At 66.2% G+C, this 18,571-nt stretch carries 17 protein-coding genes; 3 read left to right on the top strand and 14 right to left on the bottom strand.

Features of this window, described 5'->3' with window-relative positions:
• Positions 1–4 precede the first annotated feature (4 nt).
• The 11 genes from ACV17W_RS09050 to ACV17W_RS09000 form a co-directional block, all read right to left on the bottom strand.
• Positions 5–1,387, bottom strand: a complete 1,383-nt coding sequence (locus ACV17W_RS09050) for a 3-deoxy-D-arabino-heptulosonate 7-phosphate synthase (protein WP_462596091.1) — start codon at positions 1,385–1,387, stop codon at positions 5–7.
• Between the two features lie 190 nt (positions 1,388–1,577).
• Positions 1,578–2,036 (bottom strand): MaoC/PaaZ C-terminal domain-containing protein, encoded by a 459-nt coding sequence (locus ACV17W_RS09045; protein WP_462596089.1) that lies wholly within the window; start codon positions 2,034–2,036, stop codon positions 1,578–1,580.
• 24 nt (positions 2,037–2,060) lie between these two features.
• A complete protein-coding gene (locus ACV17W_RS09040; protein ID WP_462596088.1) occupies positions 2,061–3,674 on the bottom strand; it encodes an AMP-binding protein in 1,614 nt (537 codons plus the stop codon).
• Positions 3,674–4,396, bottom strand: a complete 723-nt coding sequence (locus ACV17W_RS09035; protein ID WP_462596087.1) for an ABC transporter ATP-binding protein — start codon at positions 4,394–4,396, stop codon at positions 3,674–3,676. The genes ACV17W_RS09040 and ACV17W_RS09035 overlap by 1 nt, the downstream gene beginning before the upstream one ends.
• Complete coding sequence (locus ACV17W_RS09030) at positions 4,393–5,196, bottom strand: ABC transporter ATP-binding protein (protein ID WP_462596086.1); 804 nt, start codon at positions 5,194–5,196, stop codon at positions 4,393–4,395. The genes ACV17W_RS09035 and ACV17W_RS09030 overlap by 4 nt, the downstream gene beginning before the upstream one ends.
• Positions 5,193–6,080, bottom strand: coding sequence for a branched-chain amino acid ABC transporter permease (locus ACV17W_RS09025; RefSeq protein WP_462596085.1), 888 nt, complete (start codon positions 6,078–6,080; stop codon positions 5,193–5,195). The genes ACV17W_RS09030 and ACV17W_RS09025 overlap by 4 nt, the downstream gene beginning before the upstream one ends.
• A 20-nt stretch (positions 6,081–6,100) precedes the next feature.
• Positions 6,101–6,973, bottom strand: coding sequence for a branched-chain amino acid ABC transporter permease (locus ACV17W_RS09020; protein ID WP_462596084.1), 873 nt, complete (start codon positions 6,971–6,973; stop codon positions 6,101–6,103).
• Positions 6,974–6,991: 18 nt separating this feature from the next.
• Positions 6,992–8,116, bottom strand: a complete 1,125-nt coding sequence (locus ACV17W_RS09015; RefSeq protein WP_462596083.1) for an ABC transporter substrate-binding protein — start codon at positions 8,114–8,116, stop codon at positions 6,992–6,994.
• A 235-nt stretch (positions 8,117–8,351) separates the two neighbouring features.
• A complete protein-coding gene (locus ACV17W_RS09010; RefSeq protein WP_462596082.1) occupies positions 8,352–9,575 on the bottom strand; it encodes a CaiB/BaiF CoA transferase family protein in 1,224 nt (407 codons plus the stop codon).
• 32 nt (positions 9,576–9,607) lie between these two features.
• A complete protein-coding gene (locus ACV17W_RS09005; protein WP_462596081.1) occupies positions 9,608–10,462 on the bottom strand; it encodes a MaoC/PaaZ C-terminal domain-containing protein in 855 nt (284 codons plus the stop codon).
• Positions 10,463–10,473: 11 nt separating this feature from the next.
• Positions 10,474–11,388, bottom strand: a complete 915-nt coding sequence (locus ACV17W_RS09000) for an SDR family NAD(P)-dependent oxidoreductase (RefSeq protein ID WP_462596080.1) — start codon at positions 11,386–11,388, stop codon at positions 10,474–10,476.
• A gap of 107 nt (positions 11,389–11,495) precedes the next feature.
• Here ACV17W_RS09000 and ACV17W_RS08995 point away from each other — a divergent pair, with 107 nt between their 5' ends.
• Positions 11,496–12,395, top strand: a complete 900-nt coding sequence (locus ACV17W_RS08995) for a LysR family transcriptional regulator (protein WP_462596079.1) — start codon at positions 11,496–11,498, stop codon at positions 12,393–12,395.
• A 177-nt stretch (positions 12,396–12,572) separates the two neighbouring features.
• Positions 12,573–13,556 (top strand): Bug family tripartite tricarboxylate transporter substrate binding protein, encoded by a 984-nt coding sequence (locus tag ACV17W_RS08990; RefSeq protein WP_462596078.1) that lies wholly within the window; start codon positions 12,573–12,575, stop codon positions 13,554–13,556.
• Positions 13,557–13,649: 93 nt separating this feature from the next.
• Here the strand turns inward: ACV17W_RS08990 and ACV17W_RS08985 are convergent, their stop codons facing one another.
• Genes ACV17W_RS08985 through ACV17W_RS08975 form a run of 3 tightly spaced genes read right to left on the bottom strand, consistent with a single transcriptional unit; the run spans position 13,650 to position 17,156 of the window.
• Entirely contained in the window at positions 13,650–14,618 is a 969-nt protein-coding gene (locus ACV17W_RS08985) for an NAD(P)H-dependent flavin oxidoreductase (protein ID WP_462596077.1), read from the bottom strand.
• A 15-nt stretch (positions 14,619–14,633) separates the two neighbouring features.
• Positions 14,634–15,614 (bottom strand): Bug family tripartite tricarboxylate transporter substrate binding protein, encoded by a 981-nt coding sequence (locus ACV17W_RS08980; protein ID WP_462596076.1) that lies wholly within the window; start codon positions 15,612–15,614, stop codon positions 14,634–14,636.
• 21 nt (positions 15,615–15,635) lie between these two features.
• Positions 15,636–17,156, bottom strand: a complete 1,521-nt coding sequence (locus tag ACV17W_RS08975) for a class I adenylate-forming enzyme family protein (protein ID WP_462596075.1) — start codon at positions 17,154–17,156, stop codon at positions 15,636–15,638.
• A gap of 209 nt (positions 17,157–17,365) precedes the next feature.
• On the opposite strand from ACV17W_RS08975, the gene ACV17W_RS08970 reads away from it, so the two are divergent.
• Complete coding sequence (locus ACV17W_RS08970) at positions 17,366–18,556, top strand: acyl-CoA dehydrogenase family protein (RefSeq protein ID WP_462596074.1); 1,191 nt, start codon at positions 17,366–17,368, stop codon at positions 18,554–18,556.
• The last annotated feature ends 15 nt before the right edge of the window (positions 18,557–18,571 follow it).

The following is an 18,571-nucleotide window of genomic DNA, read 5'->3' as shown; positions in this document are numbered from 1 at the left end:
GCGCTTATTCGGGCATGTCGGCCTCTGGCTGCACCACCGCGGCCAGCAGATCGTCCGTGTGCACCATCAACGCCCGGGCATCATGCAGCATGGGGTATTGATGCAGCACTTTCCGCCAGGCCGGTGCGTGCAGCAAGGTACGCCATACCGGTTTGAGCAGGCTCGCGTCCGCCGGCAGACCCAACGCCACGCGGCTGGCGTAGTGCAGGCTCGGCGGGGCGGACAGCAACTGCATGCGGCTGGCCGCGCCCAGCAGCCGGGCCCCGTCCGCGGGTGCATTGCAACAGTACAGCACCGATCCGGCCAGGTCGCCGATGGCCGTGGGAAGCGTGCGCAGCGAATCGCCCCGCAGTTTGACCACCCCTTCGCGGCTGGAAAATGCGTAGGTGCCGCCAGCGTCGGCCTGGGCCAGCAGGCGCAGGCCGCGCAGCAATCGCGGCAGATCGGTCGCGGCGGCATCTGGTGAGGCCTTGGCTTCCAGCAGCAGGCAGACGTTCCACCCGGCGGGCGCCTGCCGGGCGCGGCTCAGCAGCACGGCGTCCCACTCGCTCTTTGCCCGCTGCGCGCTGGCGGGCATGGACGCGGGCACGCGCAGCGACGTCACGACGCGCCAGGCGGGTGCGGCACCATGGTCCTGGTTCAATCTGGCCGCCACGGCCTGCAGGGCCCGTGTCGCCAAGGCCTCGACGTCGGCGCCGCGCCTTCGCGCGACCGCGCCTTGCGCCGTGGCGGCGGCGCTGCCTTGCCTGGGGCCGTTCTGGTCGCACAGTGCCTGATAACGCTGTACCTCTGGGTTGGCCAGCAAGACTTCCAGCCGCTGCAGCCGTACGATCGCGCGATCTTGCAGCAGGCGGTCCAGGCCGGCAATAAGGCCGGGAATCTCGGCCGCTTCCGGAACGTCGCGGATGCGTTCAGCCTGGTCGGCCAGCGCGCCATATGACGCCGTGGCATGCAAGGCAGCCAGGGTGTCTCGCATGGGCGAGGGCGCCATGCGCACCTGCCGGGCGGGGTGCGCCACGGCGTCGATTGCGATACGGATGGAACGCCGGTCCTGCCGCGCGCGGGCCAGCAGCGACGCGTACTCGCGTACTGGGTCGGACATGTGCCGCATTACCAGCGCCTGGTAGGCCGCGTCTCCAGGCTCGTCGCCCATCGCTTCGTCGATCAGCCGGGCCAGCGCCTCGGCAAACTGGGTTTCCAGCTGCCGGTCCGGCACCTCGTGTCGGGTGGCCGCCATGCGCGCCTGTTCGATCAGAGCGGCCAGCGCCGTGGCCGGTCCGGACAGTTGCCAGGACGTGGACGCGTGCAGTGTCTGCGGCAGGCGGTATCGACGCGCCACGCGCTGCAGTACCTGCGTCAGCAAGGCGGACGAAAGGGGCGGTGACATAATGATTTAGCATACTGCCAGCCGCCGGTTCGCGCGTGCCTGGCGCGCGAGTCCGGCGGGCCGGTGGGGGCGGGCGGCGCGGGCGGGGTTTTGCGGCAAGCGCCCGGATAACGCGGCCGCCGCCCAGGCAGCCGGCGCCGGCATGCGCTGGCTGGCGGGCATGGAACCGCGGCCTTGCACCTTCAGCTGTTCAGCCCTGCCGCCGCTTGAGCACCAGCACCTCGCTGCTGCCATCCTGGACCGTGTCGCCGTGCTGGTTCAGCAGCCGCATGCGGCGGTCGATGGCGCCGACACGTGCGCTGGTTCCCGGCTTGACCTCCAGAATGTCCAGCACCAGGTGCAGGGTGTCACCCACCAGTATCGGCTTGAGGAATTTCCAGTCGCGCAAGGACAGCATCGCCACGACGGAGCGGTGAAAAATGCCCAGTTCGTGCATCATGCCGGTGGCGATGGCAATGCCCAGCGTGCCGTGCACCAGCCGCTGCCCGAACTTGGTGCCGGCCGCGAACACGGCGTCGGCGTGTATCGGATTCCAGTCACCGGAGACCATCGAGAACATGGTCAGGTCGGTCTCGGTGATCGTACGGCCCCCGCTCTGGAAGGTCTGGCCAGGCTGGAAGTCTTCGAAGTAAAGCGTGTGGTCTGTCATGGGGCATCCGATCGGTGCCGGGTTTCAGGCCGGCATTTCCTGGCGCAGGCGCTCTTCGGCCATCTGCCTCAGCCGTGCGCGCTGGATCTTGAAACCGTTGGCGCTGGCCGCGGTGGGGAATTCATTCACCAGCCAGAGCCGCGCAGGCACCTTGAAGGGCGCCAATGTTGCGCCGAGATGTGCAAGCAGATCGTCTCCGTGAACTCCGGCGGCGGCAATGACGAAGGCGGCGGCGCGCGGCTGGCCATCCAGCGTAATGCCCACGACCTGGGCGTTCTGCACCCCCGGCAGCATCGCCAATGCGTGCTCGATTTCCGCCGGATCAACCAGGAAGCCTCCCAGGCGCAGGGCATCGCCCATGCGCGCCAGGTACACGAAGCTGCCATCGGGGCGCAGATAGCCGAGGTCGCCTGTACGGAAATAGCCGTCGTCAGTGCATGCGGCGCGTGTGGCCTCGGGGTTGTCCAGGTAGCCCAGAAAGTTGCCCGGCGCCAGGATCTCGATCTCGCCCTGCACGCCCGGGGGGCACAGCGCACCGGTCGCGGGGTCCCGCACGCGGACGCGGGCGCCGGCGTCGGCGGGCATGCCTCCGCCCAGCGCGCGTTCGGGCACGGGCAGGTTGCCGGATTGCAAGGAGAACAGCGCCTGCACTTCGCTGGACCCGTACAGGCCGCGCAGCGGCATGCCCCGCTGTTGCAGCGTGTCGACCAGCTCGGCAGCGCCCGGGCTGAAGCTGGCGAAGCCGAAGACGCGCGCTGCAGGGAAGGGGTGTGCGACGGGGGCCGCGTCGGCGATTCGGCGCATCATCTCGTCGCTGCCGAATGCATGCGTGATGCGCTCCGTGTGCAGCAGTTGTGCGGCGCGCGGCGCATCGAACAGATCCATCATCACCACGGTCGCGCCGCCGTGCAGCGCGGCCAGCACCCCGTTCAGGCCGAATACGCCGCACAGCGGCAGGGCGGCCAGCAGGCGGGCGCCGGGCTGGTCCAGGCCATAGGCCTTGCTGACGGCGCGGTTGTGCGCCAGCAGGGTGCCGACGCTGTGCATTACCAGCTTGGGGCCCTTGGTGGTGCCCGAGGTCGTGAACAGGATGACCGGCCGTGCAGGGTCGTCCGGTGCCGCCATCGGAGCGTCGTGCGTGAACGGCTCGGGCCGGCATGCAATCGTGGGGCGTTCCAGCACAGGTTCGGGCGGCGCCTCGCCGGCATCGACGATGGCAACGCCAAGCAGATCGGGCAGGGCGGAAGGTTCCACCGCCGACAGCACGGCGGGAAAGTCGATCTTGCGGAACGAGGGCTGCATGATCAGCAGCCGCGATCGCGAGCGGCCGAGGATGTATTCGAGTTCGGCGCTGCGGTAGCGTGTGTTGATGGCGACCAGCGTGGCCCCCAGTCGCGCCAGGCCGAAGAGCAGTGCCAGCCATATGCGGCGGTTGGGCAGCCACACCGCCACCCTGTCGCCCGCGCCGATGCCCTGCGCGGCCAGCCAGGCGGCCGTGCTGGCGCACAGGGCGTCGAATTCGCGGTACGACATGGGCCCGTCGTCGTCGATCAGCGCAATGTCGTCGGCCCGTGCGGACAGCTGCGAGTGGTACAGCTCGGCCAGCCCGGCACATCCCGGCAAGGCGGGTTCCGGCATCAGTACAGCTCCATCAATTCGGCATTGTCGGCGAAATCGGCAGGCACGCCGCTGCGGATCAGCACGCCTGACTTCATCACAATGACCCGGTCTGCGATTTTCAAGGCCTCGCGCACGTTCTGCTCCACGATCAGGATCGACATGCCGCGTTGCTGCTGCAGCGCGCGCACGGGCCCCATCAAGTCCTGGAACAACTTGGGCGCGAGCCCGATCGATGGCTCATCCAGCAGCAGGCAGCGCGGCTGGCTGAGCAGGGCGCGCGCCAGCGACACCATTTGCTGCTGCCCGCCCGACAGCGTGCCGGCCCGCTGGCTGTAGAACTTGCGCAGGGCGGGCAGTACCTGCATCACCCATTCAAGGCGGTCGGCGTGGTCGGCCTTGGGAACCCCCGCCGACCACAGGCCCAGGCGCATGGTTTCCGCCACGGTCAGGCCAGGAAAAATGCCTCGCCCTTCGGGCACCATCGAAATGCCGGCGGCGGCGAGGCGGCGCGGATCGCTGCGCGTGACGGGCTGGCCGTCCAGCAGCACGCTGCCTCCTTCCGGCACGATCAAGCCGAACAAGGCCTTGAGCAGGGTGGATTTGCCGGCGCCGTTGTGCCCGATCAGGCAAAGCACTTCGTTGGCGTCCAGCCGCACATCCACGCCGTCGAGCACGGGCCGTTCGCCATAGCCGGCGCGCAGCCCGCGCGCCTCGAGTACCGGGGGCGTGACGGCGTTCATGCGCGTTCTCCGAAATATATGGCGGCCAGCTGGGGGTCTTTCAGGATGCCGGCGGGGTCGCCGCAAGCCAGCAGCTTGCCCTGGTCGAGGAACGCCACGCGGTCGGACAGCTGCGTGACGAGGTCCAGGTTGTGTTCGATGATGCAAATGGTGATGCCCCGGCCGGCATAATTGCGCAGCAGTGCCACGAAGCGGTCGAACGAGCGGGGGTCCAGCCCCGAGGCCGGCTCATCCAGGAGCCAAAGCGAGGCTTCGCTGGCCATGATGCGGGCCAGGCTCAGGAACTTGCGTTCCGCATAGGCGAGGTCCGCCGCCCGTTCATGCCGCTTGCTCCATAGCCCCGCGTCATTCAGCACGGCCTCGATCCGGCCCGCATCGCTGCGCCGCTGCCACAGCCAGCTGCTGCGTTCGGTCACCGTCATGACATTTTCCAGCACGCTCATGTGCGTGAACAGACGCAGGTCCTGGAACGTACGGCCCACGCCACGCCGGGCGATCTGCCACGGCGCCATGCGCGCCAGTGGTTTGCCATGCAGGTGCACTGTGCCGGCCGTGGGCGCCAGATGGCCGGTGATCATGTTAAACAGTGTGGTCTTGCCTGCGCCGTTGGGGCCCACCAGGGTGGTGATCAGGCCCGCCGGCAGATCCATCGACACATCCGTGATGGCCTGCAGTCCGCCAAAACGCTTCGAGAGGCCCTGCATGCGCAGCAACACGGGCGCGTCGGATGCCGCGCCGGCGAGGGCGGCGGGCTGGCGCGCGGCCTCGGGTGCGGCAGGAATCGATTGTGACGAGTTCATGCCTTGCTCTCTTTGCGGCGCCCGCCGCCGACCAGGCCGCCCGGGCGGAACATCATCAGCAACACCATGATGGTGCCGTACACGATCTGCTGTACCGTGCCCAGTTCAGAGGGCGGCAGAAAAGGCAGATACGTCAGCGCGGCCGGCAGCAGCATCAGCAGGGCTGCGCCGATGATGGGGCCGAGCACCGTGCCCGTGCCGCCGATGATCACCATTGCCATCAGCAGGATCGAGGTCTCGAGCATGAAGCCTTCGACGTTGATGAAGCTCATGTAGAACGCATAAATGGTGCCCGCCACGGCGGCAAGCCCCGAAGATACGGCCACCGACAGGGTCTTGATGGCGGCCACCCACTTGCCGGCCGCCTGGGCTGCCGACTCGCTGTCGCGGATCGCCATGAGGCTGCGCCCGAAGCTGCCCCGCAACAGGGCCGTCGTAATGACCAGCACGGCGGCCAGTCCCGCGACTGCCAGGCCCAGAAACTCTGCAGGAGTCGTGAGCGCATGGCCGAACACTGTGGGGGGCGGTATGCCTACCAATCCGCCCAGTCCGCCTGTGACGCCTTTCCATTCCGAGAAAATCGTCACGCCGATGACTTGCAGCCCTAATGAGGCAGCGACGAAATACTCGCCGCGCACGCGCAGCGCCGGCAGGGCCAGCATCATCGACAGCGTGCCCGACACCATTACCGCCGCGCCGATGCAAACCAGCAGCGAATCGCTGAAGTGCATGGCGATGTTGGCCGCGGTATAGGCGCCCACGCCAAAGAAAATGGCATGCGCAAGCGAGAAAATGCCCGCGTAGCCCATGATGAAGTTCAGCGTTACGGCCAGCATGGCGTTCACGCAGAAGAGCACGGCAATGTTCAGGAGGTAGGCCAGCATGTGTTGCCCTGTAGACGAACCTATGACGTGACCGCGCGGCCATACACGCCGCCGGGCCGGAACAGAATGAACAGGAACAGCACCACGAAGGTGACCGCCTCGCTCCATTGCGGATCGATCCACGCCAGCGACAGGTTTTCGGCCATGCCCAGCAGCAGGCCGGCGACTGCCGCGCCACGCAGGCTGCCGACGCCTCCCACGATCGTCGCGGCGATGCTGATCAGCATGATGTGATGTCCCATCGACGGATTCAGCCCGGACGTGGTCGCGGTGAGTATCGCCGCAGGCACGGCGAGCAGCGAGCCGATCAGGAACACATACTGAGACAGTCCGCGCGGAGTCAGGCCGTAGACGCGGACCAGTTCGGGGTTTTCACCCAGCGCCCGCAGCGCCAGGCCCAGGTTGGTGTGCGAGAGCAGCCAGTGCAGCACGCCAAAGGCCGCGATGGCGCACAGCACCGCAACCGCGGCCATGGGCGCCACATACAGGCCGGGCACCAGTTCAAGGCTCTTGCTCAACGGTGTGGGCACGGTGACCAGGCCGCGGCCGAAACCGATGGCGATCAGGTTCTGCACCACGATGGCCAGGCCGAACGACGCCACGAACACCGTGAAGAAAGCCCCTTCGTGGCGCTGTATTACCGAATACACGTAGCGGTCGACGAGCACCCCGAACAGGGCGGCGGCCAGCGCCGCCCCAAGCGCGGCCAGTGGCCAGGCCCAGGCCAGCACCGTGTACAGCTCGTAGAAAATAAAGCCGGCCAGGGTGAAGGTGGCGCCATGCGCCACGTGGAAGACGCGGGTAGTGCCGAAGATCAGCGAGAAACCCGCGGCAATAAGGGCATACAGGGCGCCGGTCTGTATGCCGTTGATGAAAAGCTGGATAAACAGCATGGCCGGTCGGGACAGGACTTATTGGGCCGCGTCGGCGACGGGCTTGGGGCCGCCTTCGCCGATCTCGTTGATCTGTATGGGGGCCTGTATCGTGCCGTTGTCGGCAAACGAAACGGTGGCGCCCACGAAATCGAAAGTCTTGGTCGCCTTGCGTTGTTCCAGCAGGTTCTCGCCGGTGATGGGCTTGCCGGCCTTCTCGAGCGCCGCGGCCAGCACGCCGAACGTACGGACTGCGTTGTAGTAATTCAATACGTACATGTTGGGCGCCTTGCCGTGCTGCTTCTTGTAGTCTTCCAGCATGCGCTGCGTAATGTCGTCGGCCTTGTCCCAATCCACTTTCTGGCTGGTGAAGAGCGCTCCGCGCGACTCAGGCAGCGACAGCGTGGAAGGAATGGCGAACGCCGAATAGCTGGCAATCTGCTGCTGCGACACGCCGTTGTCGCGCAACTGCTTCATGATCTGGCCCTGCTGGCTGCCGTACGAGGCAATGTATACGGCGTCCGGCTTGACATCGCGCACCCGGGCGGCCACGCCCGAAAACTGCTGTGCCGTGGCGGGCACCGAAAAACTACCCACCAGTTCGCCGCCGGCCTTGCCAAGTTCGGACTCCAGCTCCTTCACCACCGACTGCCCCAGCGGGTCGTCCACATACACCAGCGCCACGCGCTTGAAACCGCGCTCCTTGACCAGGTAGGGCACCATTGCGCGAACTTCGAAGTCGACCAGCGGGATGGTGTTCCAGAAGTATTCGCCCAGCTCGGCAAGGTCGGGTCCCACGCCGCCGCCGTTGACCATCACGGTCTTGGTGCGCGTGCCGATGGGAGCAATAGCCTTGGACACGCCGGTGAATGCGCTGAGCACGAAAGGCACTTTGGTCACGTTGACCAGCTTGTTCATGCCTATGACGCCCTGCATGGGCAGGGCCTGGCTGTCTTCGTACACGATGGTCAGCTTGCCGGACAGCATCTTGGAAGCATTGATGTGCTCAACCGCCAGATTGGCGCCGGAGCTGAAGATCTGGCCGTATTCCGCGTTGCTGCCGCTCATGGGGATCAAGCCCCCTATGGTCAGGTCGGCCGCCGTGGCCTGCGAGAAAACTGTAAAGCTCTGGCAAAGCGCCAGCCCGACAAGCAGCTTCTTCATGAATGTCTCCACACGGTGTCGTGGTTTATTGTGCGCCGCAGCGTCTGGCAGGGCCGCCGGCGGCTGTGAAAATGCTAGCCAGACTCCATCATGCGACCTATTCGGATTTGCTTAACTGCGGGTTTTCCCGCCCGGAGCGGGCGCGACGCCGGCAAGAGTGTTCGAAAAGCGAACGCCCATGGCGCTCGCGCGCGGCTCGGACATCGAAGGGCCCACCGTCGGCCCGGTGGCATTGCTACGAGGCGCGATAGGCGGCGATGCCGGCTTCGTCCTTGCCCAGCACTTCACGCAAGATCTCCGCCGTATGCTGGCCCAGCAAGGGCGGCGCGTTGCGATAAACCACCGGAGAAGCCGAAAAGCGTAGCGGGCTGGCCGTCACGCTGGCCGTGCCGCCCAGCGCGTGCGGCAAGTCACGGCGCAATTCGCGCGCCTGGGCCTGCGGGTGCGCGAAAGCCTGCGCGATGTTGTTGATGGGGCCGCAGGGCACCCCGACGGCTTCGAGTCTGGCGATCCAGTCGTCGCGCCGGCCCCGCTTCATGATGTCGGTCAGCAGGGCGATGAGTTCGGTACGGTGGGTGACGCGCAACTTGTTCGTGGCAAATCGGGGGTCGTCGCCCAGCTCGGGCGCGCCTATGGCTTTGCAGTAGGCACGGTACTGGGATTCGTTGCCCGTGGCCACGATCAGGTGGCCGTCGCTGGCGGCGAATACCTGGTAGGGCACGACGTTCTGATGGGCATTGCCTGCCCGCGTCGGGGCGATGCCGGAGGCGAAGTAATTGGAATTCTGGTTGGCCAGCATGGCCACGTGGCAGTCGAACAGGGCGATGTCCAGATGCTGGCCCAGCCCGCTGCGGTGGCGTTCCTGCAAGGCCGCCAATATCGCCACGCTGGCATACATGCCGGTGATGATGTCGGTGACCGCAACGCCCGCCTTCTGCGGCCCGCCGCCGGGAAGGTCGTCGCGCTCGCCGGTGATGCTCATCAGGCCCCCCAGCCCCTGGATCATGAAATCGTATCCCGGAAGCTGGGCGCACGGACCGTCCTGGCCGAAGCCGGTCACCGAACAGTAGATCAGGCGGGGGTTCAGGTCGCGCAGGCTGGCGTAGTCCAGGCCGTACTTGCGCAGGCCGCCCACTTTGAAGTTCTCGACAAGGATGTCGCAGTGCGCGACCAGCTCGCGCACCAGCGCCGCTCCTGCCGGGGTGGAGATGTCGGCCTCCAGCGAACGCTTGTTGCGATTGGCGCTGAGGTAGTAAGCCGCTTCGGAGGTGTCATGGCCCTGCGCGTCTTTCAGGTAGGGCGGCCCCCAGTGGCGAGTGTCGTCGCCGGTGCCGGGACGCTCGACCTTGATGACGTCGGCGCCCAGGTCGGCCAGGTTCTGGGTGCACCAGGGGCCAGCCAGGATGCGGCTGAGGTCCAGCACGCGGATGCCTTCAAGAGGAGGAGGACGTGTCGCCATGGAAATGCCGCTCTTTGCGCCGACGGGCGCTGCTAAGGTGTGATGGTGGCGGTGCCGTGGCTCATGACCACGACATCGCGCGCGCTGGCGCGCACGATGAACTGCAACGCGCCCGGGTCGTCTTGCCACATCTCGAACTGCAGGGCTTCGCCCGGAAACACGGGTGACGAGAACCGTGCATTCAGGGTGGTGAGCCTTGCCGCATCGTAATCGCACCAGGTTTTCACGATGGCGTGCGCCGCCATTCCATAGGTGCACAAGCCATGCAGAATCGGTTGCGGATACCCGGCTTTGCGGGCCACCTCCGGGTCGGCATGCAGGGGATTGCGGTCGGCGCTGAGCCGATACAGCAAGGCCGCGTTGGGTGCGACGCTGAGCGTGCAACGGCGGTCGGGACCGCGCGACGGAGCCGCGGGCAGCGGCGCAGGGCTGGTGTCGCCGCCGCCGAAGCCGCCGTCGCCGCGGCAGAAGGTGGTTTGCTGCAAAGTGGCCAGACACCCGCCCGCTTCGTCGTGCAAAGTGCGTTCGGTGATCACCAGCGCGCCTTTGTCGGCACCCTTGTCGATGACATGGGTCACGCGGCTCTTGCCAACCACCGTGCCGGCAGCCGGCAATGGCGCATGCAAGGCCAGCCGCTGCTCGCCGTGAACCAGCCGCACCCAGTCTATGCCCGCCCGAGGGTCGCTCATCCAGAAGCCGGGGTATCCCAGCACCGTGGCCTGGGTGGGAAAGCATTGCAGACCCTGTTCATATACGTAGCGCAACTGCCCCGCGTCGAGCGGGTCGTGGCCCAGGCCTATGCCCAAGGCGTAAAGCATGGTGTCCTTCTCATCGTAGCGGTGATGCACATCCTCGAACCGCCAGTTCCTGATCGTGTCGTAATCCATGTGGTGCAGCCTCAGATCGGGTCCCAGTCGATGACGTCGGGTGAGCGTTCCAGGGCGTGGAACTGCTTGCGCATGGCGGGTATGGCGATTTCGCCGATCGATTCAGGGGTCCAGCCCTCGCTCTGGTGCACGCTGCGTACGGGCCGGGGCTGGCTGAACAGCATGATTTCGTTGGCGCGCACCGCAAAGATCTGGGCGGTGACTTCGCGCGCTTCGTCGCTGGCGAGATATACGGCCAGCGGCGCGACCTTGCCCGCCTCCATTTTCTTCAGCTTCTCGACGCGCGCCTTCTCGGCTTCGGTCTCGGCGGGGATGGAGCTGGTCATGCGGCTCCAGGCGAAAGGGGCGATGCAGTTCGAGCGCACGTTGTACCGGGCCATGTCCAGCGCAATGGATTTCGACAAGGCCACGATGCCCAGCTTGGCGGCGGAATAATTCGCCTGGCCAAAATTGCCGATGAGCCCCGAGGTGGACGTCATGTGTACGAAGGCTCCCGACTCCTGCTCGCGAAAATAGGGCGCGGCCGCTCGGCTCATGAAGAACGTGCCGTTCAGGTGAACGTCGAGCACTTGGCGCCACTCTTCTTCGCTCATTTTGTGAAAGACGCGGTCGCGCAGATTGCCGGCGTTGTTCACGACGGCATCGATGCGTCCGAATGCGTCCACCGCCGTCTTGATGATGTTGTGCGCGCCTTCGTAGCTGGCCACGCTGTCCGTGTTGGGGCAGGCCTGGCCGCCGGCGGCCAGGATCTCGTCGACCACGGATTGCGCCGGCCCGGCTCCGCCGCCTTCGCCCTGCAGCGAGACGCCGATGTCGTTGACCACTACCTTGGCGCCCGCTGCCGCCATCGCCAGCGCGACCCCCCGGCCGATACCGCCGCCCGCTCCCGTGACGACAACGACTTTTCCTTCAACGATACCGCTCATGATGTCTCCTGTGCGGGCCGTATCGGCCCCAATTGTGTGCATGGTAGATTCCAGGGCAGGGCAGCGGAATTCAATATTCAAGACACCCCCCTTTTGTGTGGCGGAACATGAGACACGACCTCACCGACCTGCGCTTGTTTGTCAACGTAGGCGAAACCCTGAACCTGACCCGGGCGGCCGAACGCACTTTCCTGTCTTTGCCCGCGGCCAGTGCGCGCATCAAGAACATGGAAGAGGCCTTCAAGGCCCGGCTGCTGGTGCGTCAGGCCACCGGCGTGGCGCTGACCCCCGCAGGTGAGGTTCTGCTCAGGCACGCCCACGCGGTATTCCGTCAGCTCGAATGCCTGAACGCCGACCTGCAACCCTATGCCAGCGGCATCAAGGGGCGCCTGCGCCTTCTGGCCAATACTACAGCCACCAACTCGTTCCTGGCCGATGCAATGTCCACGTTCCTGGCCGAGAATCCCGACGTGGACATCGAACTCGAAGAAAAGATCTCGGGCGATATCGTGCTGGCCATCCGGGCCGGGGCCGCCGACCTCGGACTGGTGGCCGGCAATATCGACGTCGAGGGCCTGGACGTCATGCCCTTGTTCCGCGATGAACTTGCCATCGTGACTTCACTGGGGCACCCGCTCGCGCAAATCGAATCGGTGCGCTTCCTCGACGTGATCGACTCTTATCAGTTCGTCGGCATCCATCCCAACAGTGCCATCCAGACCTTTCTGGAAGATATCGCGTCCGGGCTTGGCAAACGCCTTTGCCAGCGGGTGCACGTGGGCAGTTTCGAAGCGGTTTGCCGCATGGTCGAGGCGGGGGCGGGCATTGCGGTTATCCCCCGGGCCTGCGCGGTCCGCTACAGTCGAGCGCAGGCCTTGCACGTGGTGCGCCTGCAGGACAGCTGGGCGCAGCGCGACCGGCTGCTGTGCCGCCAGCGCGGCCGAGACCTGCCTCGCTTTGTCGAGGAATTCATCGCCCACGTGCAGGCCGCGGCGCGCGCCTCGTGAGGTCGGCGGGCCGGGCGCGGCGGCACCGCTGCGGCGCCGGGGCGAAAGGCCGTTTCCGGCGGGGCTGAACAGGGGGTTCGGCAAATAAGAATCGGCAAGCCGCCAGAGCCGCGCGAATAATAGCGGCACGCGCTGCGCAGCACCACGCGTGCCTACAAAAAAACCGGAGACTCACCTATGCATGATCCGCAACGCCGCCGCCTGATGGCGGCGCTGGGTGCCGCCTGGGCGGCTGCCAGCCTTCCCCTGCAGGCCAGTGCGGCCAAGTGGCCCGAGCGGCCTGTCAATTTCATCGTGCCCTTTCCGCCCGGGGGGCCTGTCGATACCACTGCCCGCCTGGCGACCCAGCCCATAGGCAAGGTCTGGCAGATGCCCGTGGTGGTCGACAACAAGGCCGGCGCCGGCGGCATCGTGGGCGCGCAGGCGGCGGCCAAGTCCGAGCCGGATGGCTACCATTATTTCTTTGCATCCATCCACCACGCGGTGTTGCCCAGCTTGCGCAGCAACCTCAGCTACGACATCACGACCGACTTCGTGCCGGTGGGCATGGGGGCTGTCTTCCCCATCGTCCTGGTCGTGCACGAATCATTGCCGGTGAAGACGGTCGAGGAATTGATCGCATATGCCAAGCAGAATCCGGGCAAGCTGTCGTTTGGTTCTTCAGGCACCGGCGGTGGCACGCACCTGGCCGGAGAGCTTTTCAACAGCATGACCGGCACGCGCATCCAGCACGTGCCCTACCGAGGCAGTGCGCCAGCCATGCAGGATCTGCTGGGCGGACAGGTGCAGGTGATGTTCGCGGATGGGCCTTCGGCGCGCCCGCATCTGGAAGGCGGCAGGATCCGGCCTTTGGGCGTGGGCAATCCGGAACCGTCGGCCCTGTTCCCCGGCATTCCGACCATCGCCTCGTCGGGCGTGCCCGGCTACGAGGCGTACTCGTGGACCGGCCTGCTGGCACCCCGTGGCACGTCCCCCGAGGCTGTCAGGCAGGTCAACGCCGACCTGGTGCGTGCGCTCAGCGATCCTGAAACCGCCAAGAGCATGCTGGCCGCGGGAGCCGAGCCCAAACCCGGGACGCCAGACGAGTTCGGCGCCTTCCTGCGCGCCGAAATAGACAAGTGGGGCAAGGTCATCAAGGAAGCCGGCGTCAAGATGGAATGAGCCGTCGAGGCGGCTCATTCCGAGTGCGCATCGCGCGGCACGTTCCGCCGCGCGGTGCGGCGTGTGCCTCGCGAGCGCCAATGGGCCTGCGCTTCAGGCCGGCGCCCGCCCGTTGATGGCCTGTCGCGCTTCATTGAATTCACTGGCCAGCTGGTCCACCAGCGCCCGGGCCGACAGGACTTCCTGCACGGCGCCCACGCCCTGTCCGGCGCTCCAGACCTCTTTCCAGGCCTTGGGCCGGTTGCGTTTGGCCAGGTCTATGCCCGGACCTTCGCGCGGCCCCAACGCCGCCGGGTCCAGCCCCGCGGCCACGATGCTGGGAATCAGGTAGTTGGCGGGCACGCCCGAGAAGAACGGCGTGTAGAGCACGTCGTCCACGCAGGCCTTCAACACCATTTCGCGATAACGGTCCGAGGCGAGGGATTCTTGCGTGGCGATGAAACGCGTGCCCATGTAGGCAAAATCGCAGCCCATGGCAAGCGCCGCCAGCACGTCTTTGCCGTGACTGATGCACCCCGACAATGCGAGAGGGCCGTCGTAGAAGGCGCGCACCTCGTTGACCAGGGCGATAGGATTCAACGCGCCGGCATGTCCACCGGCGCCCGCCGCCACGAGTATCAAGCCATCGACGCCGGCCTCGAGGGCGCGCCGCGCATGCCGCACCGTGGTCACATCATGAAAGACCAGTCCGCCATAAGGGCGTACGGCCTGCACGACAGTATCAGGGGCGTGCAGCGAGGTCACGATCAGCGGCACTTGGTGAGCCACGCAGATGTCCAGGTCGCCCCGCCAGCGCGGGTTGGACGGGTGGACGATGAGGTTCACGCCATACGGGGCCGGCACGGCACCGGGGTGGTCCCTCCGGTATGCAGCCAGCCCGGCCTCGATGCGCGAAAGCCAGTCGTCCAGGGCTTCCTGCGGCCGCGCGTTCAGCGAAGGAAAGGTGCCCACGATGCCCGCCGTGCACTGGGCGATGACCAGGTCGGGACCCGATACCAGGAACATCGGCGCTCCGATCACTGGCAGGCGGGTGTGAGCGCGCAGGAAGTGCAAGGCGGACATCGGCAAAGCCTGCAATCAGTTGGTCTGGATATTGGCAGACTTGATCACGTCGGCCCACATGGCATATTCGCGATCGATGCGCTGCTGTACCGCATTGCCATCACCGTCATTGACGGTGTAGCCGCCGTCGATCATGGCCTTGCGGAACGCCGGGTCGGACGACACCTGCGACAGGGCTGCGGCGAGCCGCGCGCGGATGGCGTCGGGCAATTTCGGCGGGGCCATCAGTGCATACCACCCCACCACCTCGTAATCCTTGAGGCCGGCCTCTATCATGGTCGGCACGTCAGGCAGTTCTGCATTGCGGGTGCGCGACGTTACGGCCAGCGCGCGCGCCTTGCCGCTCTTGATGAACGGAATGGCCGTGCTGGTGATATCGAACATGAAGGTGATCTTGCCGCTCACCACGTCCATCATGGCGGGCGAATTGCCCCGGTAGGGCACGTGCAGCATGGGCGCGTTCGCCTGCAGTTTCAGAAGCTCGGCGGACAAGTGGTTCGACGCGCCGACCCCGGCCGATCCGAAACTCACGGCCTCAGGGTTCGCTTTGGCGTGGTCGATCAGTTCGGCCACGCTCTTTGCGGGAATCTGCGGCCCGACCAGCAGCACATTGGTGTAGTCGACCACCATGCCTATGGGGGTGAAGTCCTTGCGCGGGTCGAACAGCTTGCTGTTCTGCACCAGCGGAGAAATCGTCAGCGTGGGGCTGGCCGCGAAGCTCAGCATATAGCCGTCGGGCGTCGCCTTCGCGGTGGCATCGGACGCGATCATCCCGCTGGCCCCCGCGCGGTTCTCCACAACGACCGGTTGACCGAGTTTGTCGCCCAGGTACTTGGCGAAGACGCGTGCGGTGGTGTCCACCGGGCCGCCGGGCGCATAGCCCACCAGCAGGCGCAGCGGGCGCTCCGGGAACTGGCTGTCGGCGCGCGAGCCGGCCGCGACGCTGCAAAGCGCCAGGGCCAGGGCGCCGCCCTGCAGCAGGGATTTCATGTTCATGCCTGTCTCCTTGTTGTGCTGTTATTGCGAGGGGTACTGTATTGACTCAAGCCGTTCTCGCAGCGGCTGTTTAAGGATTTTCCCGCTGACCGTGGTGGGCATGGCGTCGATGGGAAGAATGCGCGCGGGCCGCTTATAGGGCGCCAACTCGCCGCGCAGGTGTGCCATCAGCGCCGCAGTGTCGATGCGCACGCCGGGCTGTGCCTCGACAAATGCCACCACCTCCTCGTTCTGGTCGGCTTCGGTTCGTCCCAGCACCGCCGAGAGGCGCACGCCGGGAAATGCGTTGATCACGGCTTCGACTTCGGCGGGATACACGTTGAAGCCCGACCGGATGATCAGGTCTTTCGAGCGCCCGGCAACGAACAGCGCACCCCCGTCGTCGACATAGCCGATGTCGCCGGTGTTCAGCCAGCCACCCGGCAGGAGCGCCTGCGCGGTCTGTTCGGCATTTCGGTAATAGCCCAGCATGACGCCCGGGCCCCGCACCAGGATGTCGCCTCGTTCTCCAGGCCGGGGCGGACCCGCATCGGGGGCGCCCAGCCTCAGTTCGACCCCCTCGACCGCGTGCCCGGTGCCGCAGTCGGACCGTGGCGCGTCGATATCGGTGATGAACAGCGAGCCCGCATATTCGGTTATGCCGTAGCCATGATGCAGCGGCAGTCCGAAATGGCTTTCCATCTGCCGCTTCAGCGTGGGGTCGAGCGCCGCGCCGCCGGTGTACAGGTAGCGCAGCCGGGGCGCATGAGCGGCGGTGCCCTGCGCCACCGCGAGCAGGCGGGTGAACATGGTGGGCACGCCCTGCAGGATGCTCAGGCCGGGTGATGCCAATGCGCGCAGTACGTCCTGCGGATCGTAGCGGCTGCGCAGCACCAGGCTGGCGCCGCCATGGACTGTGGCCATCAGTACGGTGGCAATGCCGAAAATGTGTGACAGCGGCAAGGCCGCGTAGCCGATGTCGTCGGGCGTGAGCCGGCGGGACGCGGCCGAGATTCGCGCGAAGTGCAGCAGCCCGCGATGCGGCACCATGACTCCCTTGGGTGCGCCGGTGGTGCCTGATGTATAGATCAGCGTGGCGACCTGGCTGGCCAGGCCGGTTTCCGCGCTGGGGCGCTGTGTGGGCAGAGCGTATTCGTTGCCGGGCCCCCAGACTTCGGCAGGGGCCTCGGTGGCGTCCGCGCTGCGCGCATGCGTGGCGGCCGAACTCGAGATAGCACTGGTGTACAGCGTGAGCGCCGGCTCGGCATGCCGCAGGATCACGTCGACTTCACGCCTGCTCAATCGCGCGTTCAGGCCGACCGGCCATGCGCCAAGCAGGCTGCAGGCGAACAGGGCCTGAATCATTTCAGCGCAGTTTTCGCCGACGACCGCGACGCGGTCACCGGGCCGCACGCCGCGCTCGTTGAGCCAGTCGCGCGCTTTTTCAACGCGGGTCCACATTTCGCCATAGCTCAAGGTGGCGCCGCTTTCTTCATACAGGAGCACAGCATCGGGCTGTTGCGCCGCCTGTTGCTGCAATAGTTGGTGGATACGCTCGGGCATCTGGACGGTTCGGTGTTGTACGCAGGATTAATGCGGCAAGTGTCCGGCGCGCAGGGGCACTTGACCATTCTTCATTGCCGAAGCAGGGGTTTTGCCCGGCGAGACGCTGCCGAGGGGCCGCGCTTCATTTGCGCGGAAGCCCCGCTTCCACAGAGGCAGATTGCCGTGCGGTCGAGCCCGTGGCTAGATACGGGCTGAAGGAGACATCTATGGACTTGAGCTGGACGCCCGAAGAACGCAGCTTTCGCGACACCGTGCGCGCGTTCGCACAGGAAAAGCTGCCGAGCGACATACGTGACAAGGTTTTGCGCCACCAGCGCCTCGAGCGCGATGACTACATCCGCTGGCACCGCATCCTCGACGCCCAGGGCTGGGGCGCTCCGACCTGGCCGGTTGCCTTTGGCGGCACCGGCTGGAACGCCATCCAGCGCCTGATCTTCGAGGTCGAGTGTTTCAAGGCCGGCGCGCCGCGCCTGCTGCCCTTTGGCTTGAGCATGATCGGTCCCGTGCTGATGAAGTACGGCAGCCGCGAGCAGCAGCAACGTCTGCTGCCTCGCATTATCCGTGTCGACGACTGGTGGTGCCAGGGCTACTCCGAGCCTGGCTCCGGGTCGGACCTGGCGTCGCTGAAAACCCGCGCCGAGATCGACGGCGAGCACTACGTGGTGAATGGCCAGAAAACCTGGACCACGCTGGCCCAGTATGCAGACTGGATGTTCTGCCTGGCGCGCACCGATCCCGAGGTGAAGCCGCAATGCGGCATTTCGATGCTGCTGATCGATATGCGGTCTCCGGGCGTCACCGTCAGGCCCATCCGCACGCTCGACGGCGGGCACGACGTGAACGAGGTGTGGCTGGAAGACGTGCGCGTGCCGGTGGCCAACCGTGTCGGTGAAGAAGGGCAGGGGTGGACCTACGCCAAGTACTTGCTTGGCCATGAACGCACCGGCATTGCCGGCCTGGGGCATTGCCACCGCGAACTTGCGATCCTGAAAGACATGGCGAGCCGCACGCAGTCGCGGGGCCGGCCCATTCTCCTGGACACCCGCATGCGTGATCGGATCTCTCGCGTCGAGGTCGACATCATGGCGCTGGAAATGCTGCTGTTCCGCGTGGCGGCGGCGCGCGGAGACACGCCGGGGCCAGAGGCTTCGGTGCTGAAGATCCGCGGCTCCGAGATCCAGCAGGATCTTGCCATGCTGCAGATGGAGATCGCCGGGCCCGACGCCTGGCCGTATGACCCCGACTGGATGCATGCGGACGCCACTTTCCACGGACCCGGGCCGGATATGGCGGCCGCCGCGGGCGCCGGCTATGCCGACATGCGCAAGACCACGATCTATGGCGGCACCACTGAAGTGCAGAAGGGCATCATCGCCCGCATGATGCTGGGCCTGTAGGGCTCGTTACGCAAC

Source organism: Bordetella sp. MIP270_01_BMS, assembly GCF_054958705.1.
Note: the sequence above shows the minus strand (reverse complement) of the source record. Positions and strands in the feature narration are given on the sequence as shown.

Excerpts from the sequence above, each read along its gene's own strand:
- ACV17W_RS09050 (WP_462596091.1), bottom strand. The coding sequence starts at position 1,387 with ATGTCACCGCCCCTTTCGTCCGCCTTGCTGACGCAGGTACTGCAGCGC.
- ACV17W_RS09045 (WP_462596089.1), bottom strand. The coding sequence starts at position 2,036 with ATGACAGACCACACGCTTTACTTCGAAGACTTCCAGCCTGGCCAGACC.
- ACV17W_RS09040 (WP_462596088.1), bottom strand. The coding sequence starts at position 3,674 with ATGCCGGAACCCGCCTTGCCGGGATGTGCCGGGCTGGCCGAGCTGTAC.
- ACV17W_RS09035 (WP_462596087.1), bottom strand. The coding sequence starts at position 4,396 with ATGAACGCCGTCACGCCCCCGGTACTCGAGGCGCGCGGGCTGCGCGCC.
- ACV17W_RS09030 (WP_462596086.1), bottom strand. The coding sequence starts at position 5,196 with ATGAACTCGTCACAATCGATTCCTGCCGCACCCGAGGCCGCGCGCCAG.
- ACV17W_RS09025 (WP_462596085.1), bottom strand. The coding sequence starts at position 6,080 with ATGCTGGCCTACCTCCTGAACATTGCCGTGCTCTTCTGCGTGAACGCC.
- ACV17W_RS09020 (WP_462596084.1), bottom strand. The coding sequence starts at position 6,973 with ATGCTGTTTATCCAGCTTTTCATCAACGGCATACAGACCGGCGCCCTG.
- ACV17W_RS09015 (WP_462596083.1), bottom strand. The coding sequence starts at position 8,116 with ATGAAGAAGCTGCTTGTCGGGCTGGCGCTTTGCCAGAGCTTTACAGTT.
- ACV17W_RS09010 (WP_462596082.1), bottom strand. The coding sequence starts at position 9,575 with ATGGCGACACGTCCTCCTCCTCTTGAAGGCATCCGCGTGCTGGACCTC.
- ACV17W_RS09005 (WP_462596081.1), bottom strand. The coding sequence starts at position 10,462 with ATGGATTACGACACGATCAGGAACTGGCGGTTCGAGGATGTGCATCAC.
- ACV17W_RS09000 (WP_462596080.1), bottom strand. The coding sequence starts at position 11,388 with ATGAGCGGTATCGTTGAAGGAAAAGTCGTTGTCGTCACGGGAGCGGGC.
- ACV17W_RS08995 (WP_462596079.1), top strand. The coding sequence starts at position 11,496 with ATGAGACACGACCTCACCGACCTGCGCTTGTTTGTCAACGTAGGCGAA.
- ACV17W_RS08990 (WP_462596078.1), top strand. The coding sequence starts at position 12,573 with ATGCATGATCCGCAACGCCGCCGCCTGATGGCGGCGCTGGGTGCCGCC.
- ACV17W_RS08985 (WP_462596077.1), bottom strand. The coding sequence starts at position 14,618 with ATGTCCGCCTTGCACTTCCTGCGCGCTCACACCCGCCTGCCAGTGATC.
- ACV17W_RS08980 (WP_462596076.1), bottom strand. The coding sequence starts at position 15,614 with ATGAACATGAAATCCCTGCTGCAGGGCGGCGCCCTGGCCCTGGCGCTT.
- ACV17W_RS08975 (WP_462596075.1), bottom strand. The coding sequence starts at position 17,156 with ATGCCCGAGCGTATCCACCAACTATTGCAGCAACAGGCGGCGCAACAG.
- ACV17W_RS08970 (WP_462596074.1), top strand. The coding sequence starts at position 17,366 with ATGGACTTGAGCTGGACGCCCGAAGAACGCAGCTTTCGCGACACCGTG.